The organism is Chitinophaga costaii, from assembly GCF_900094705.1.
Lineage (GTDB): Bacteria > Bacteroidota > Bacteroidia > Chitinophagales > Chitinophagaceae > Chitinophaga > Chitinophaga costaii.
In genome coordinates this window covers 396,111-412,997 of the sequence record NZ_FMAR01000003.1, presented here as the reverse complement: position 1 = coordinate 412,997, position 16,887 = coordinate 396,111, and the positions used below count along the sequence as shown (strand labels likewise).

General features: G+C 48.7%; 13 protein-coding genes. 3 read left to right on the top strand and 10 right to left on the bottom strand.

What is annotated here, in order from left to right:
• Positions 1 to 21: 21 nt before the first annotated feature.
• Together pdeM and GA0116948_RS06910 are read left to right on the top strand one after the other, a co-directional pair.
• Positions 22 to 669: a ligase-associated DNA damage response endonuclease PdeM gene (pdeM, locus tag GA0116948_RS06915; protein ID WP_205686038.1), complete on the top strand. Its 648-nt coding sequence runs from the start codon at positions 22 to 24 to the stop codon at positions 667 to 669.
• A 321-nt stretch (positions 670 to 990) separates the two neighbouring features.
• A complete protein-coding gene (locus GA0116948_RS06910; protein WP_089710434.1) occupies positions 991 to 1,656 on the top strand; it encodes an SdpI family protein in 666 nt (221 codons plus the stop codon).
• A gap of 98 nt (positions 1,657 to 1,754) precedes the next feature.
• Here the strand turns inward: GA0116948_RS06910 and GA0116948_RS06905 are convergent, their stop codons facing one another.
• Positions 1,755 to 2,207, bottom strand: a complete 453-nt coding sequence (locus GA0116948_RS06905) for a hypothetical protein (RefSeq protein WP_089710432.1) — start codon at positions 2,205 to 2,207, stop codon at positions 1,755 to 1,757.
• Positions 2,208 to 2,357: 150 nt separating this feature from the next.
• Between GA0116948_RS06905 and GA0116948_RS06900 the strand changes: the two genes are divergently transcribed.
• Positions 2,358 to 3,110 carry an XRE family transcriptional regulator gene (locus tag GA0116948_RS06900; RefSeq protein ID WP_089710430.1) on the top strand — a complete coding sequence of 251 codons (753 nt, stop codon included), beginning with the start codon at positions 2,358 to 2,360 and terminating at the stop codon, positions 3,108 to 3,110.
• Between the two features lie 347 nt (positions 3,111 to 3,457).
• Here GA0116948_RS06900 and GA0116948_RS06895 read toward each other — a convergent pair whose 3' ends face one another.
• The 9 genes from GA0116948_RS06895 to trpS form a co-directional block, all read right to left on the bottom strand.
• The gene (locus tag GA0116948_RS06895) at positions 3,458 to 4,780 is read right to left on the bottom strand and encodes an aspartate kinase (protein WP_089710428.1); all 1,323 of its coding nucleotides are present in this window, start codon (positions 4,778 to 4,780) and stop codon (positions 3,458 to 3,460) included.
• Positions 4,781 to 4,803: 23 nt separating this feature from the next.
• The gene (locus GA0116948_RS06890) at positions 4,804 to 5,880 is read right to left on the bottom strand and encodes an Ldh family oxidoreductase (protein WP_089710426.1); all 1,077 of its coding nucleotides are present in this window, start codon (positions 5,878 to 5,880) and stop codon (positions 4,804 to 4,806) included.
• Between the two features lie 64 nt (positions 5,881 to 5,944).
• Positions 5,945 to 6,259, bottom strand: coding sequence for a DUF3467 domain-containing protein (locus tag GA0116948_RS06885; RefSeq protein WP_089710534.1), 315 nt, complete (start codon positions 6,257 to 6,259; stop codon positions 5,945 to 5,947).
• Positions 6,260 to 6,553: 294 nt separating this feature from the next.
• The gene (locus GA0116948_RS06880) at positions 6,554 to 8,026 is read right to left on the bottom strand and encodes a SusD/RagB family nutrient-binding outer membrane lipoprotein (RefSeq protein ID WP_089710423.1); all 1,473 of its coding nucleotides are present in this window, start codon (positions 8,024 to 8,026) and stop codon (positions 6,554 to 6,556) included.
• A 17-nt stretch (positions 8,027 to 8,043) separates the two neighbouring features.
• Complete coding sequence (locus GA0116948_RS06875) at positions 8,044 to 11,208, bottom strand: SusC/RagA family TonB-linked outer membrane protein (RefSeq protein ID WP_089710421.1); 3,165 nt, start codon at positions 11,206 to 11,208, stop codon at positions 8,044 to 8,046.
• A 728-nt stretch (positions 11,209 to 11,936) separates the two neighbouring features.
• Positions 11,937 to 13,973 (bottom strand): ComEA family DNA-binding protein, encoded by a 2,037-nt coding sequence (locus tag GA0116948_RS06865; RefSeq protein WP_089710417.1) that lies wholly within the window; start codon positions 13,971 to 13,973, stop codon positions 11,937 to 11,939.
• A gap of 105 nt (positions 13,974 to 14,078) precedes the next feature.
• Entirely contained in the window at positions 14,079 to 14,897 is an 819-nt protein-coding gene (locus tag GA0116948_RS06860; RefSeq protein WP_089710414.1) for a hypothetical protein, read from the bottom strand.
• A 247-nt stretch (positions 14,898 to 15,144) separates the two neighbouring features.
• On the bottom strand, positions 15,145 to 15,780 hold the full coding sequence (locus GA0116948_RS06855) for a deoxynucleoside kinase (protein WP_089710413.1): 636 nt from the start codon (positions 15,778 to 15,780) through the stop codon (positions 15,145 to 15,147).
• A 46-nt stretch (positions 15,781 to 15,826) separates the two neighbouring features.
• On the bottom strand, positions 15,827 to 16,825 hold the full coding sequence (gene trpS, locus GA0116948_RS06850) for a tryptophan--tRNA ligase (RefSeq protein ID WP_089710411.1): 999 nt from the start codon (positions 16,823 to 16,825) through the stop codon (positions 15,827 to 15,829).
• Positions 16,826 to 16,887 lie beyond the last annotated feature (62 nt).

Here is a 16,887-nt window from a genome sequence, read left to right as displayed (position 1 = left end):
TATTTAAAAACAATAGTAAAATTGGACGATTTAATATTTCATCACCGATCGCAGCACTGGGTACTCTCCCCGCACAAGGCCATTTACTGGCAGGAAGAGCAAGCCCTGATCGTTTCGGATCTGCACCTGGGCAAATCGGCCCACTTCCGGAAGGCGGGCATTGCCGTGCCGGCCAATATTGTGCAGGAAGACCTTTTTTGTTTGCAAAAATTAATCACCCTATACCAACCACTGCGCATCATCATCGTGGGCGATCTGTTTCACAGCGTAGCCAATAACGACATTGCCTATTTCCGCCTATGGCGGCAGCAGTTTGCGCACCTGGCCTTTGAGCTGGTGCAAGGCAATCACGACATCCTCCGCCCGGCGTTGTATGCCGAGCTGCAAGTTCAGGTGCATACTCATTTGCAACTACGCAATATATATTTTGCCCACGATGCGGAGGAGGCCCTTCCGCAAAAAAAATATGTGATATCGGGGCATATTCACCCCGGTGTGGTGATCTCCGGTATGGGAAAACAGTCTATGCGCCTGCCCTGTTTTTATTTTGGGAAAAAATACGCAGTACTACCGGCATTTGGTAAGTTCACCGGTCTGGCCAGCGTGGCGCCCGAACCGCAGGAATCGGTATTTGTGATTGCAGACCAGCAGGTGCTACAATGGCAATAGTGTATCTTCAAAAAATAATTAATTCAAACCAAAAGGAGCTACCTGTACAAAGCGCCGCAGCGCGCTGCTGTAGCGTAGGCAATACGGTTTATACACCGGCAAAATAATTGCGGTACGGTAACTTGTCCGCACATGGCAAGCATATCGGTATCCCTGCAAACGTAGGCCAATGCTTAGTTTGCTGCAAGTACGTTTTCTCTTAGAAATTGGGAATCAAAGGAAGGTGGCATGATGTAAGAAATTTATAAGGCACTGAATTAGCTATACAAAAAGGGAAAGCGTGTACGAGGGTTTATATTCGTTCATCTAAAACTGATCAGCATGAAACAGTATGATTTCCCAAAAGAATTACTCATAATTCTGCTACTACTCGTGCCAATGATCTACCTGGGCATTATCTGGCCTCACATACCCGAGATGGTTGGCACCAATTACACGACCGATGGTGTACCTGGAAGAATAGGTAGTAAGAACGAGGTGCTATTATTGATGATATTTCTGTTCCTGACCAATTTTTTATTGTATTGCCTGTTTCGTTACATTCCTAAAACAGACGAAATGCCGGATCATACATCGGGTTACCGGCGGGCGTATTTCCGCACCCGTTTCCTCATTCACCTGTACCTGGCAGTATACACCTCTTTGCTTATTTTCTTAATTGATATCGGCAAAGAATTTTTACTGGAACGCTGGGCTTTTGTGGGTGTTGGACTACTCATTGCGGTGCTGGGCTTTTACCTGGGTACCCTAAAGCCCAACAATTTCATCGGGGTGCGCACGCCATGGACGCTACTGAGTACCGCTGTGTGGGAAGAAACCCATAAGATGGCCAGCCGCCTCTGGATCATTGCGGGCGTAGTGATCATGGCCTGCGGTTTCTTTATGCAGGTGGTAGCTGCGGTGTTTGTAGTAATTGTGATAGCGGCCATTATATCGGTGCTGCCCTATATTTATTCCTACCGCCTGTACAATACCAACCAAGGTTAATACAAACAATATAAAAAGCGAAAGCGTGCGGTAAAGAACGGCACGCTTTCGCTTTTTTATGAAAAGTGATTTACTAACGGTTACCCATACACGAAATATTAAAACCAACCCTGCATAGCGCCTACTGCGCGGAAAGGCCAGGGCACCAGTGCCAGCACCAGCAACAGGGCAATACCGAAGAAGAGCAGGGCCGTTTTGTGGCGCTGCGCATCCGTACCTTTCTTGGTTTTAGCCCGGCCAATGTGTACCAGTACAAACGCAATAATAGCCAGGGTTTCATGCTCTACGGTGTAGAAACGTATAATAGGGTCTTTCATGGCCCCTGCCATATCATGTATTCCTACCAGCGGACTGGCAAAGAAATAAAGGGCCAGGCCCACCAATAATTGCAGATCAAAGAATATCATATAAAACAACCCGGCTTTGCCATCAGCGCCGGTGTAAGCCTTCTTGCCGGTTATCCCGCCCAGGGAGCGCAATACAGCGTAAAAACCTGCCAACAGGATGAGCCAGCGCAGGAGGGAGTGGATGATCTTAAGCGTATCGTACATAAGTTTAGATTTGACTGCTGGCAAAAGTAAGCCCGGAATTCCCAAATCCCAAATCCTTCCCCCGCAAATAAGCCCCAACTTTTTTTTACATTTTTTTGTTTAATTCATTTTATTTGCTAATTTTGTTAGCAACGAACTAAATTATTTAGGATGTCAATCGTTTGCCGTAATTTAAAATACCTGCGTAAACAAAAAGGGTGGACCCAACAGGAGTTTGCTGATAAATTAGGTATTAAGCGATCCCTGCTAGGTGCTTATGAAGAAGAACGCGCAGAGCCCCGCACCGAGGTGTTGGAAATGGTCAGCGATATGTACCGGGTATCTATCGACGACCTGCTAAGACGTGACCTGGGCGACCAGAAAGAAAACTTTTTAGAGAAACGCCGGCAACTTAAAATGGCCAATAACCGTCAGCAGATAGAGTTTGTGCCAGTAAAAGCTGCCGCCGGTTACCTGGCCGGGTACAATGATGATGAGTTCATCGAAGAACTGAACACCTTTACCCTGCCCATGCTCGGCGCCGGCTCTTACCGCGCCTTTGAGATCGCAGGCGATTCCATGCTCCCCACCCCTTCCGGTTCTGTGATCGTATGCCATAAAGTAGATGGTTGGGACGAGTTACGTAACAATGAAACCTACGTGGTGATGACCAGCCGCGAAGGCATTGTATACAAACGCGTGATCAAGAGCAACCGCTCTAAAACCAAGGTGACGCTGATGTCAGATAATCCCCAGTTTGAACCCTATTCCGTAAGCATGGATGATATACTGGAAATCTGGCAAACAGACGCGGTGATCAGCAAAACCAATAATCAAAGCCGCATGAGTGTAAACCACCTCGCCGATATGGTAAGCCACCTGCAAGACCAGGTAACCCTGCTGAAGAAAAAGATCAAGGAATAGCATATGCCAGGCAGCAGCACCTGCATTGCCCGCCCACTACTTTAATTTTAAGAATCAGTGGCCGCTACGGCTGCATCTATAATAGCCCGGGCCTATGTCCGGGCTATGCCAATGTTGAACAAGACTTATCCACAGTCCTGTCCAGAACAGGCATAGCACAGGCCTATTTTTTTTTCAGCACAGGCTCACTTTTTAGCAGCTATTTTCATTGACCTACCTTCCCAACACAGAGATCCCCCGCTCAATTCATACCGTTTTTATCTTAAAAAAATGGCCTGCCATTGCTGGCAGACCATTGTGTAATACCTATTTTCCAATCGGGTTTTGCAACCCTAAGACCATTTTTGTTATTCTAGGTTAAACAATCCTTTGTTTAATACCTGCAAGGTTTTATCCTTGTACTGCGCGGCCACCAGGATGGAAATATTATGGCGGCTACCCCCGTAAGAGATCATTCTTACCGGCACGTCCGACAGGGAATCAAAAAGCTTTTGTAAGATAGATGGCGTGGCCGCTACCTCATTGCCTACGATAGATACGATGGTTTGGTGATGATCCAGTTCCACCGTGCCAAATGGCTGTAGCTCTTTCAATATCTGTTCCAGGTGTATCGTGCTATCGATCGTAATAGAAACAGCCACCTCGGACGTGGTGATCATATCGATTGGGGTGCGGTATTTCTCGAACACTTCAAATATCTTGCGCAGGAAACCGTAGGCCAGCAGCATGCGGCTGGACTTGATCTTAATGGCAATAATGCCGTCTTTCGCGGCCACCGCTTTCACGCCGTTGCCATTGGGCAGTTCGGTAATAATGGTGCCTTTAGCTTCGGGCTGCAAGGTATTAAGCAGCTTCACGGGAATATTAAAATGTTGTGCAGGCCAGATAGAGGCAGGGTGCAGGATCTTAGCGCCAAAATAGGCCAATTCTGCCGCTTCGTCAAAGGAAAGCTGATCGATGGGGAAGGTCTTTTTTACCACGCGGGGATCGTTATTGTGCATCCCGTCAATGTCTGTCCATATCTGAATTTCCGAAGCATGAATAGCGGCGCCGATCAGGGAAGCAGAGTAGTCGCTCCCACCCCGTTTCAGATTATCTATTTCCCCCTTGGCATTGCGGCAAATGTAACCCTGGGTCACAAAAACAGTATCATTTTTATATTGGTCTATGAGCGCCGTGAGCCGGGTTTTAATGCGGGGAATTTCCGGTTCTTCAAACTCGTCTATGCTCATAAATTCCAGGGCAGGCAGTAACACTGCTTTTATACCCGCTTCCTGCAAATAAGCCGTGAAAAGCCGGGTAGAAAGCAATTCGCCCTGAGCCAGAATATCTTTATTCAGCGCTTCATTAAAAGAGATTTTCAGGATGATATTGAGGAATTCAAAATGTTCATCCACAATCATCGCTGCCGCCGCGCGGGCTGCATCGGTTTTTACCAGTGCTTCACAAAAAGCACGGTAATGCGCTTCCAGCTTATCTATCTGTTGTTTCGCCTGTGCCTTGTTACCTTCTGACAAGGACTGGCCTATTTCCACCAGCGCATTCGTAGTGCCGGACAATGCAGACAGTACCACGATCTTAGCTTCCTGATCTGCGGTGATGAGTTGGGCCACCGAATGCATACGTTCCGGTTTGCCTACCGAAGTGCCACCAAATTTTAAAACTTTCATGCTAGAAATATGTAGTAAAGTGACTAATAGTTGATATTAAATTTTTGCGCTACTGCCTGCAGGTCTTTCACCACAGGTTCCAGTAGCGGAATGCCGTTGAGCAGGCGCTCGGCCTGCATTTCCCTTTCCGGATCGCCGGGAATGAGTACCGGCTGCTCATCGTGAATGGGCGTGGTGGCGCGGAAACGGCTGATCCAGTTATCCATATGGTCTTTAAATTCGCCCACTGGCCGGAACGCGTCTACCCGCATGGCACCAAAGAAATGGCCCAGCCCCTGCCCTACCGGGTCTGGTGCCAGCGGCAGGAAGCTTACGAAGGGTGGTGCCCAGGGGCCGTAATTGGCGCCAGACAGTACCGCCGAAAATATATCGACCACCGCGCCCAGGCCATATCCTTTGTGACTACCATGTTCCCGGTCGCCGCCCAGTGGCAGCAAAGCGCCTCCATCTTTCAGCTCGTAGGGGTTGGTGCTGCTATTACCCTGCTTATCCTGTATCCAGCCGGTGGGGGCCGTTTCCGCTTTGCGTTGAAGCATCTCCAGTTTGCCGTTGGCCGCCGTAGTGGTGGCAAAATCGGCTACAAAAGCAGGCTGTTTGTTTGCCGGGATAGCCACGGCAATCGGGTTGGTACCTAGCATGCGCTCCTTGCCGAAGGTGGGTGCCACCAGCGGGCTGGCATTGGTCATTGCCATACCAATCATATCTTTATCCAGAGCCTTCATCGCGTGGTAGCCGGCTATCCCGAAGTGGTTGGAATGTTTTACGCTCACCCAGCCAGTACCCACCTGGGCAGCCTTATCGATGGCTACCTGCATGGCAAAGGGCGCCACTACCAGGCCCAGACCACCATCCCCGTCTACCACGGCGGTAGAGGGTGTTTCATGCACAATCCGGATATGGGGGTTGGCATTAATGCGCCCTCCCTCCCATAAACGCACATAGCCCGACAGCCGGGCTACGCCATGAGAATCAATTCCACGAAGGTCTGCGCTTAATAATACTTCGCTGGCCAGTTCGGCCTGATCTGCCGGGCAGCCGATCGCGATAAATACATTCCTGGTAAATTCCCGCAGACGGGCATAAGCATACGTTTGTTCCATAACGCGAAGTCTCAGTAATGCTGAAAAATGTAAACCGGGCAAAGCCCGCAATGCTACGCCAGCACTAGGCTTGCGCGGAAGGCCCGCCAAAATTCATGGGCATGGATACCGGCTCCTGGTCCTGGATGGTTCCATGCACGGATTCATATTTTTTGATGTTTTCCAGCATGGCCTTCATAAAACGCTTGGCATGCTGCGGCGTTAAAATAATGCGGGACTTCACTTTAGCCTTAGGCAATCCGGGCATTACGTTCACAAAATCCACTACAAATTCTGCATTGGAATGTGTAATAACGGCCAGGTTAGCATAAGTGCCTTCTGCCATCTCCTCGCTCAGTTCTATGTTTAATTGATGCTGCTCTTCTTCCTGAATATCCATATTGGTTTTTTTAACGCGGTACAAAAATAAAAAAAGAGACTTCAAATGAGGCCTATTTTTTTAAATGCAATGATTTTTAAGACTTTAATGTATATTCTGCTAAAGCCTTGTCAGCCTGGAATAAGGTATTACAGGGGCGATGCCTTTTATATTTACTGACACACTGAAAGCGCCTCCTGGCCAGTAGGTGAGCTGGTACAACCCACTATAATTGCGCCTCCATTTACCAGGTCACAGATAGTAAAAAGGCCGCCAGCAGGGTGCTGGCGGCCTTTCGGGCAAAAATGGATTAGATTAAAATTTATCCCAAAACAACTTGGTCGATAAAGCGTCGCCTCCAATGGCGGCGGCAGCGGCATTATAGTTGGTCTTATTAAGGTTCTGTTCCGTAACCGGGTAAGTATACCGTACCGGAATGTCTGCATAGTCGTCTACATTTGGTGGAACGTTAAAGAGGGGGAAGTCCAGCGTTCTCCAGGAAAGCCATCCTTCATAACCACGGTTGTAGTGAGCTATCCAGGATTGGGTGCCAATGGCCCCTTTCCAGCCATTTGGAACGCTGGCAGTGGCATAGGCTACAGATGGTTGCGCAACATACGCGGCGTAATCATCTTCCGTACCACCCCAATAAAGGATAGACGCTTTGATACCTGCATTGTAATGACTGGCGGGCGTGCCACCTACTGCGTAACCACGGGCGGCTGCTTCCGCCAGGTAAAATTCTACCTCTGAATAATCCAATACCAGGGCTTCACGGTCTTTCACTTCTACTTTCGGGCTGGGACCAGACCAGTCGGTGAATACTGATTTTACACCATATGGCGCACCGGCATACACGGCGGGGTCCGAGCCGGGAACCGTTGTAAAGAATTGAGGAAGGCGCGGATCATTGAGGGCATTGAGAATATCTACTAAGGTATTGGTGCCGATAAAGTCATGACGGCCACTTTGTACCAGGGCCACCCACACCGGATTTGTATTGGGCGGAATGGTGGAGTAAGCAAAAGACGCATTGTCGGCGGCGGAGGTGAACACGCCTGCCGCAGCTTCTGCCGCTTTCTGTCCGGCGGTACCGTCTACATCCGCTACTGTAAGCGCCATTCTCAATTTCAGGGAATTGGCAAACTTTTTCCATAGCTCCACCTGGTTGCTAAGTTTCGCATCGGTAGTGCCGTATATCAGGTCTATGCTACCAAAGCCCTCGCCACTGGTACTAAGCGCTGCTATGTCGGCGTCGAGGCGGGTAAACAAGTCAGCATAGATAGTAGCAGCATCGTCGTAAGTGGGCATCACGTTGTTGATGTCCAGCGCCTTGCTGTAAGGAATATTACCGTAAATGTTTACCAGCGTGGAGTAGGTAAACACTTCCAGCACGTCTATAATGGCCAGTTGGTTTTTGCTAGTGGCGGAAGTAGGATCGGCGGAAGCCGGCAGCAAGCTCTTAGCTCTCTCCAGGTCCTGAAGTACATCGCGGTACAGTGCGGCCCATATGTGATCGGGAATAGCGCGAGAGTTCAGGTTGTAATTGGCTTCATCCACATAAGTGGTTTCCGTCCAGTACTGCGATTGCAGTCGGAATACGTTATAGTTCTCATCCGCATCGGTAAGCTGGTTCACCAGGCGCAGTTCTGCAGCGGAGAACAAGGTGGTGTAAGATACGTCCTGCGGGCTTTTCGTGATAACGTTCAGGTCCTCCAGGTGTTTGGTGCAGGATACCATAAAAGCGCTCACCACGGTGTATATCAGGCAAAGTTTGAATCTTTTCATCGTTTCTGGTGTTGTGTTTAGAATCTCAGTTTAACGTTAAAACCAATGTTACGGGTGGTAGGATATGCGCCTACCTGGTAGCCTTGCAGGTTACCCGACCCCAGGCCATCTTCCGGATCGGAATAAGGCAGGTTTTTATGAATAATCCAAAGGTTACGGCCCAGCAGGCTAATATCTATGCCTTTAAATGCATTCACATGCGACAGCCATTTTGAAGGCAGGGAGAAGGTGAGTGCTACTTCCCGCAATTTTACGTAGCTGGCATCGTACACAAAAGCCTTATCGGGATTGTAGTAGTAACCAGCTTCTCCGTAATCTGCATAGGTAATACGTTTGGTATTGGGCTTACCATCTGCGGTAACACCCTTATTCAGCACACCACCATTGCTATTCGGATCACCTCTTTTTTCTCCACCCAGTTCATTTAGCCCAGCCGTTTCCTGGTACAAGCCGGTAGCCAGTCCATAATACATATCAAGCGAGAATACATCGCCGCCATGTTTAATGTCTATCAGGAAACTCAGGGACAGGTTTTTGTATTTAAGTGTATTGGATACGCCGCCTATCCAATCAGGGCTTACATTACCGATAGTATTGTTGGAAGTACTGGTAAATACGTAATGGCCGTCTTCGTCCACTTCCCGCTGTCCGTTCAGGTATACATAGTCTGTACCCCGGATGTTACCATAGGCCTCTCCCTTGGTGGCATTGATGGTTACGCCGCCCTGTGCATCCAGGAGTTGCAGTACGTCCGTACCATTCAGCTCTGTAACACGGTTGCGGTTGCGGGCAAAGTTCAGGTTTAACGTCCAACTGAAATCCTTGGTCTTCACCGGCGTTACGTAAGCAGAAAGCTCAATACCTTTGTTTACGATCGTACCGGCATTAATCACTTTATACGTATATCCGGTAGCGTTAGATACGGGTAAGGGTACGATCTGGTCAATGGAGCGCTGGTTGTAATAAGAGAAGTCAAAGCCTACCCGGTTGTTCAGGAAAGCAGCTTCCAGGCCAAATTCATGGCTGATGGTTCTTTCCGGTTTCAGGTCGGGATTGTTTTTGGTATTTCTTACAGATGCCAGCGGCGTACCATTAATACCGGTGGGTACATCGTAGTAATCCTGGATCAGATAAGGAGTTCCGCTGTTGCCCACTTCTGCAATGTTGGCGCGCAGTTTACCATAAGACAGCCAGGTAGCACTGGGCATCAATTTGGAGAATACAAAACCCAGGGAAGCGGAGGGGTAATAGTAGGTATTGTTATTGGCCGGCAAGGTAGAAGCCTTATCGCGGCGACCGGTAATATCCAGGAAGAGCAAGTCTTTCCAACCTACGGTGCCGGAGGCAAAGATACCATCCACTTCAAACGTGGAATCTGTTTCAGTGGGCGCCTGCATGGGGTTGGCCGTATTGGTCAGGGAGTACAGGCGATCTATCAGCAGGCCTCCGTTGGTAGAGGCCAGGATGGAAGACTGCGTATTGCGGCGAACGTTGCCCCCGATCAGCCCTTTCAGCGACAGGCCGGAAGCAAAGGTGTGCTGGAAGTTCAGCAGCAGGTCGTAGTTGTACTCATTGTATTCATGGTTAAAACGCTGGTATTGCGAAACGTTGATACTGCCTTTGGCAATACGTTCTTCCTGTATTTCATTGTAATGATCTACCGATACACGGCCCATTACGCTAAACCATGGAGCAAATTTATAATTCAAGGCTACGTTGCCGAAGATGCGGTTGCGGGAATCGTTCTCATAGTTTTCATACCGCACAAAATAGGGATTGTCCCAATAGGCCGGCACCGGGTCGTCTGCACCATTGCGGTTCCAGGTATCATTTTGTTTGGTCCGGAAGTAAGCATCTTTCTGCGATTTAAGATCGGTATTCATTTCCCACCACTGGCGCAGGTTGCTCGATACGTTGTTCAGCCCATACCCGGTACCATAACGGCCCAGGCCCGTCTGCCGAGTAAAGTTTGCATTGGCGCTGGCGGTAAGCTTGTCGGTTACATCGTAAGAAGCGCCGAAGTTTACCAGGTCTTTTTTCAGTTGTGAATTTGGCAGGATGCCATCTTCTATGCTTTTGGTGTACCCCAGTTTAAAGTATCCTTTTTCTCCTCCGGAATTAATGGTAACACTGTTGTTGGTGGATGTAGGGTTCAGGTAAAAGGAGTTGGGGCCATGGGAAGCGGCCACCCAGGGCACAGACTTGCCATAATTTTTATCTGTAGGATCAAACGATTCCCAGGTATACACCTGCATGGAAGGATCAAATTTATGACCCAGGGAAGCATCATCATACATAGGTACAATAGGTACATCATCGGCACCATAATCGAAGTAATCGCCATAACCGGCACCGTATTCATGCTGGTATTTAGGCAGGGTAGATTTATCAATGTAGCCTTTTGTTACCCCGCTGTTGATGGTAACACCTACACCTTTGGCTGCTTTTTTGGTAGTGATCATGATCACCCCGTTTGCTGCGCGGGAACCATACAATGCACTGGCAGCAGCGCCTTTCAGTACATTCACCGATTCAATATCATCGGGGTTAATGTCTGCCGCCGCATTACCATAATCATAACCACCAGCACCCGTGCGGGAATCATGGTTGTTGGTATTGGCATTGTCTATCGGCACACCATCTACCACAAACATAGCCTGGTTATCATTGGTCAGCGATTTATTACCCCGCAGCACAATGTTGGTAGAACCACCCAGGCTGTTATTGCGGCGTATTTCCAGGCCGGATACTTTACCGGAAAGTGAGTTGGTTACGTTTGCATCGCGGGTCCGGTTTAGCTCTTCGGCAGTTACCGTTTGTGCAGCGTAAGGCAGCTCATTTTTATTTCTCCGGATACCGAGCGCCGTAACCACCACTTCCTGGAGGCTGGCGTTATCTGGCGTCAATATAACATTGAGAGTGCCGCCATTGCCTACCCTGACTTCCTGTGATTGAAATCCTACGCTTCTTATTACCAGGATGTCGCTGGGGTTTACCGTCAATGTAAAAACGCCATTAGCATCCGCTGTGGTACCAGTGGTGGTACCTTTTACCTGGACAGTGGCAAGAGGAACTGCAGCGCCATCACTGCCAGTAACCTTCCCGGACACCTGGTGCTGCTGGGCGTAGACCATGGTTGCAGCCACCATAAGCATGGTGAAAAAGAGTAGTGCTCTTTTCATAAAAAGATTTAAATTTTGGTTAATGAACTATGTAAAAAAACTTAGAGATCAAGGGGTATGCCCATGTCCATGACCAACGCCTTCGCATTGATTTGTGCACATGGCACAGCATATACATTTGGGTGGAAATAAAACTGCGTTACAAACCTTTCAGTACTATTTTTCCAATAGTGTGCATGTAGAGCGTTTAGATTTTGATTGAAATGTTCAACACCAATAATACGCCATGGTAGCGATTAAGCACAGGTCAAACGAATCGGGTTATATAATTGATTTTGTTGTTAGCGCATTAAATGATTGAGCTATTGATTGACAAACGGTATACATTATCCAAAATACTTGGCAGACTGATTTATAGCATCAGGGTAAAGCAAATAGTCTTACACAAATTTTGTTGTTACCAGGTTCTTCTAACAATTTTGTTGATCGATATTTTAAATTTCGTTGTTGATCTTATTGAAACACTATTAACAAATCAAACACACACGAAAGCTTCGTTTTAGATTTTGGTACTAATGCAAGGTATAAAAAAACATTGTTTAAACAAATAAAAATTAACAAGGGTTTAACATTAATATAATTAAAATATGTATAACCTATGTAGATAGTAGACAATGACAAGAATTGGTCTTTTATAAAAATGATCCGCTTACGGCTGCTGCGGTAATTATGCAGTGGCCGTCATAGGCTACTGGCGCGGCTTTCCGCGCACGTTACCTACCATCATCCTACATCCGGTATTCTACCTGTACCTGTAAAGCTGTTTTGTTAGGCCCTTTTATTTCATCCCATCCACTGCCAATATGATCTGCATCGCTATAGTGCGCCTGGCGCAAACGGCACCAGCAGGTAAAGTGTTTTGTTTTGTATCGCGCCTGCACATACCAGGTATATCCTTTCCCATATAGCTGCGCAATATCATAACTATACAGCATACTCGTTTCATTGATGTAGATCCTTGCGTCGGAATTATCCGTATTAAATAAAGTGATTCTTCCGGTTAGCGTGAATCGTTTCCACTGGCGACTGCCTTCTTCATACAACATCCATCCGGCGGCATGTTCGCTACCATGGCGGTAGGTCGATGTTTGCACCCGCATTTTCCAGGTGAACGCCGGGGAACATGCCACTATGGACTGCCACCGCCATCCGAAAGTATGTGCGGGCCATACCGGCGTTAGCCCCTGCGCTGCCACCGCCAAGTTCTGGTCATGGGTTTTGTGATGATAACCCATGTAAACACTACTTTTTTTAGACAGTGCATATAACAAGCTCCCTTGCAGGTCGTTGCCCGCCGAGGGCGCATTCACACGGTATTTCAGCCAGGGAAAGCGGAATGCATCGAAGTAAGCATTGAGCGTAAGTGGCTTAAAGAGCCGCCAGGTGAGCGCACTATATACACCGCTTTCATTGGCCGGGCGAAAAGATTCGCCGAAGGCATTGGCATACAGGCTTTGATAGGCCCGGTCGTAATGCCGGTACACCAGTGCCAGGTCTATCGCAGGCGCCACGGCAGCCAGTAGCCCCTGTATCATAGAAAAACGGCGGTTATCGCTGGCAGCTACTTCTCCAAAGAAATGCAGGTTGCGCCAGTTACCGCTATAGTCTACACTGGCATTGCCCAGCGCCTGGCCAGCAAATTCGAACCGGTTATAAGGATAGGCCCGTTTTTGCAGCGGCTGCGAAAGGTGGTTGTACAACACATTCAGCCCCCATTGCCAGGTTCGATAGTGCAGTCCTATGTTGCCACCCATTGTATATTGCCTCACCTGCTGTCGCTGGTTTAGTTCATTTTCTGAGCGGTGGTAGCCGCTGGCCACCAGGGAGGTAATATAGTTTATGCCGAGGGTATCAGTCACAGCATTGCCGTCCAACTTACGGCTGGATGCAAAAGCAGTGCATCGCCAGTGGCCTGCCCGCAGGGTAATGGCAGCCCCGCGGTAAAAATAATATTCACCTGCGGAGGCATAAGGCCGCAACAAGTCGCCCTGCCGCTCTACGTTCATCACGCCGGCGCTTTTGCCAAAGGCCTGTGCCTGCCAGTTTACAAGCCCCTGCCCCATGTTCACCGTATAGTCGCCCAGCAGGAGGGCCGCCAGGGCCTTGTCGTTTTTTATAGCAGCATGGGCGCTGTAAAAATCGAAGCCCTGCTTTTCCGCACCTTGAAACCACTGCTCCCCCGCGTCTTTTTGCATCACAAGTCCATAACTCGCATAACCTGGATGGTTGTAACGGTAACGCAGTTGCAAACCATCTGGGCTACCCAGGTAATGTGGCGCGACGCTATCTGCCGCCTGGTATCCCCTGGCCGCTTCCATGGTGCGGGTGTAGCGCAGTAACATGCTGGTACTGCCCTGGGTAAGCCTGGTACGCCAGTTGATATGCGGGTCCAGGTCGTAACCCACCTGTACAAAGGGTAGTAAGCGCTCAATGGTGGACTGGTCAAAACCAGGAATAGCTTGCAGTTCATATAAGCTGATAAACGCTCCAAGGGTATCACGGTAACGCAGCAACGCCGTAATCTGCCAAGGCGTAAGCATGCCCAGGGAAGCCAGTTCCCCAGCGCTGGCTTTGTTCAGTTGCAAAGGACGGCGGCGGTAAGCCTCCTGGTCCTGCCACTGCCCATCTTCTTGCGGAATAGCGTCTGTGCGGGCACTTTCTTCTTCAAACTGGTTTTCGGTGATGTAGGGCTGTGTTTCGGGCTGCTGCGCGAGTACCCGTGCGCAGGCAAAAATGCCAGCGAGAAGGAACAGTACAGTTTTCATGGACGATGGGGTATAACGATGAATGATTTTTTTTCAGGGATGAATATGGAGGTTAGGTAAAAATGCTGAAGTAAATCCGCATAGGAAGCCTCACATGCGTATGTGCTATGGCGTGGCGTCCCGTGGCGTGCCGCGCCAGATGAGCGTAGCCGCCGGTGTAATGCCCAGTTGTGGATGATAACTACCGGCTACGTCTATACGCAGATGTGATAAGCGCAGCGACACACCTGCAAAATTATATTGCGCATTGGTAGCGATGCCGGCCTCCAAGGCCAGTTGTTTTACCAGCACATAGGTACAAGCCACCCGCGTGAGCAGGGGCTGTCCTGCTGTAGCAGTGGCCACGGCGCTTACATACCATTGCGATGCTTCGTAACCTGCCCCCACGGTACACATGGCCGCCAATTGTTCTTCTCCCAGCTTATATAGTCTTTTGCGAACGGGGTTAAATACATCTACCCCCACATGCACCTGGGGGCTGATATGCACCATCACCCCACCGTTAAAAGTAGTTACCGCAGCCTGCCCATACCCGGCAATTGATTTCACAAAATAATCTACCTGCAAGCCTATGTCTACCAGCTTGCCCAGGTGACGCCCGTAACCAAAGCCCACCTGCTGCTCCCGGTAATCCGAATAACCGAAGTGCTGCATATTAAGTCCAAAGCCGCCCGGCCCCGCCGGCAATGCAATGGCTGCGGCATATGCATTGGTAGCCTCCAGCATAAACCTGCGCTCCGCATAAATCCCCGCTGTAAAACTGCCCTGCCATGCCAAGGCCGCCGGATGCTGCACCGTGGCAAATACTTGTTGAAAATGATGGCTATAAACGCCCAGCCCCGGGTCTTTTCCCACGGGCCATAATACCTGCGCAAATGCGCATCCGCGTAATATCACGCAGAAAATCACCAACAAATGTTTCATGGTGGAATACTCAATAAGGGTTACAAAATGATAGGGTTCAAAAATGATAGAGGGAACAAAGCGGTTAACTATTCCATCGCATCAACTATACTGCAATTAGCAAATTGATAGGATACCAAATGTTTATAAATTGTTAATGAGGGAAAAAGTATAATTAAAGCAGAGACTGGTAATGGAACAAAAAAAATCCAGGCCATATGCCCGGATCAGGTTGTTGGTGCGGCGGTGTATGAAAATTGTTCCGGACTTAAAATAATCCGTTGATCTGCGATTCTATTTTAGAAATAATATCACCCAAGTCTTCTTCATTCTCCGCAAATTTATTTTTGTCGATGTCGATGATCAGTAAAGGACCTTCTTTGTATTTGTCTATCCAGTTATTGTAATATTCATTTAACCGTTTCAGGTAATCTAACCGGATGTTCTCTTCGTATTCGCGCCCGCGTTTTTGAATTTGCGCCACCAGCGTAGGCACCGAGGCTTGCAGGTAAATAAGCAGGTCTGGTGGTTTCACCATGGATTTTAGCGTTTCAAAAAAGTTGAAATAGTTGTCGAAATCCCGCTTGGTCATCAGGCCCATTTCGTACAGGTTGGGCGCAAAGATATGTGCATCTTCGTAAATGGTGCGGTCCTGTATCACCGTTTCGCGTCCGTGCTGTATGTCCAGCAACTGGCGTAGGCGGCTATTCAAAAAATATATCTGTAGATTAAACGACCAGCGTGGCATGTCTTCATAAAAGTCGTTCAGGTAAGGATTGTTTTCGACATCCTCAAACTGCGGCATCCATTTGTAATGTCTGGACAACATGGAAGTGAGCGTCGTTTTACCGGCACCTATATTACCGGCTACCGCGATATGTTTAATCTGCTGTTGTTTTGCCATCTCGGTTTGATACTAACGGTTGCGGCTATACGCAACTGTCAGGGATTTAGTAATAATTGATGCCGATCAGTTTCCGTACCTGTTGCAACGTGTCGGCTGCACTGGCCCGTGCTTTATCGGCGCCCGCACGCATGACGTTGTTAAGATACGTTTTATCTTGCTGCAATTCCAGCGTTTTTTCCCGGATGGGCCGGATAAAGTTTACCATGTCTTCCGCCAGTTGTTTCTTCATATCGCCATAGCGGATATTGCCCGCATCATAGTCTTCCCGGAATTTTTTTACCGCATCCGGTGCGCTTACCAACGTCATAAGCTGGAAGAGGTTCACCACAGACTCGGGCATTTCACCACCGGCGGCGCTATCACTCTTGGCCTTCATCACTTTTTTGCGGATCAGGTCATCCTCATCGGCAAGGTATAACGTGGCCATCTGGTTTTCACTTTTGCTCATTTTACCCGCTCCATCCAGGCTGGGAATGCGCACCAGATTGTCGCCATAATTAAATGCCTGCGGCTCGGGGAAAAGGTCTGCGCCGTAACGGTTATTAAAACGTACGGCAAAATGCCTGGCCATTTCCAGGTGCTGCTCCTGGTCTTTGCCCACCGGCACATGGGTGCCGCGATGTACCAGTATATCCGAAGCCATCAGCACCGGGTAGGTGAGCAGGCCTGCATTTACATTGCCCGGTTGCAGCCTTACTTTTTCTTTAAAAGTTGGCACCTTTTCCAGTTCACCCAAGTAAGCCACCGTATTGAGCAGCATATACAGCTCCGCAATCTCTGGTATATCGCTTTGCACATACAATGCCACTTTCTCCGGGTCCAGACCGGCGGCAATGTTTTCGGAGATCATGCGCATCACGTTGCCGGCAAGATCTTTCGGATCGGGATGGGTGGTGAGGGAATGCCAGTCTGCAATGAAAAAATAACAGTTAAAATCTTCTTGCATCCGCACATAGTTACGGATGGCCCCGAAATAATTTCCGAGGTGCAAATAACCAGTGGACCGGATGCCACTAACCACAATTTCTTTTTCTGTAGCCATAATCGGGTTGCAAGTTAATGAAAATAGCTTTCTACCCCAGCCGTTTTGAAAGGCCCGGCCAC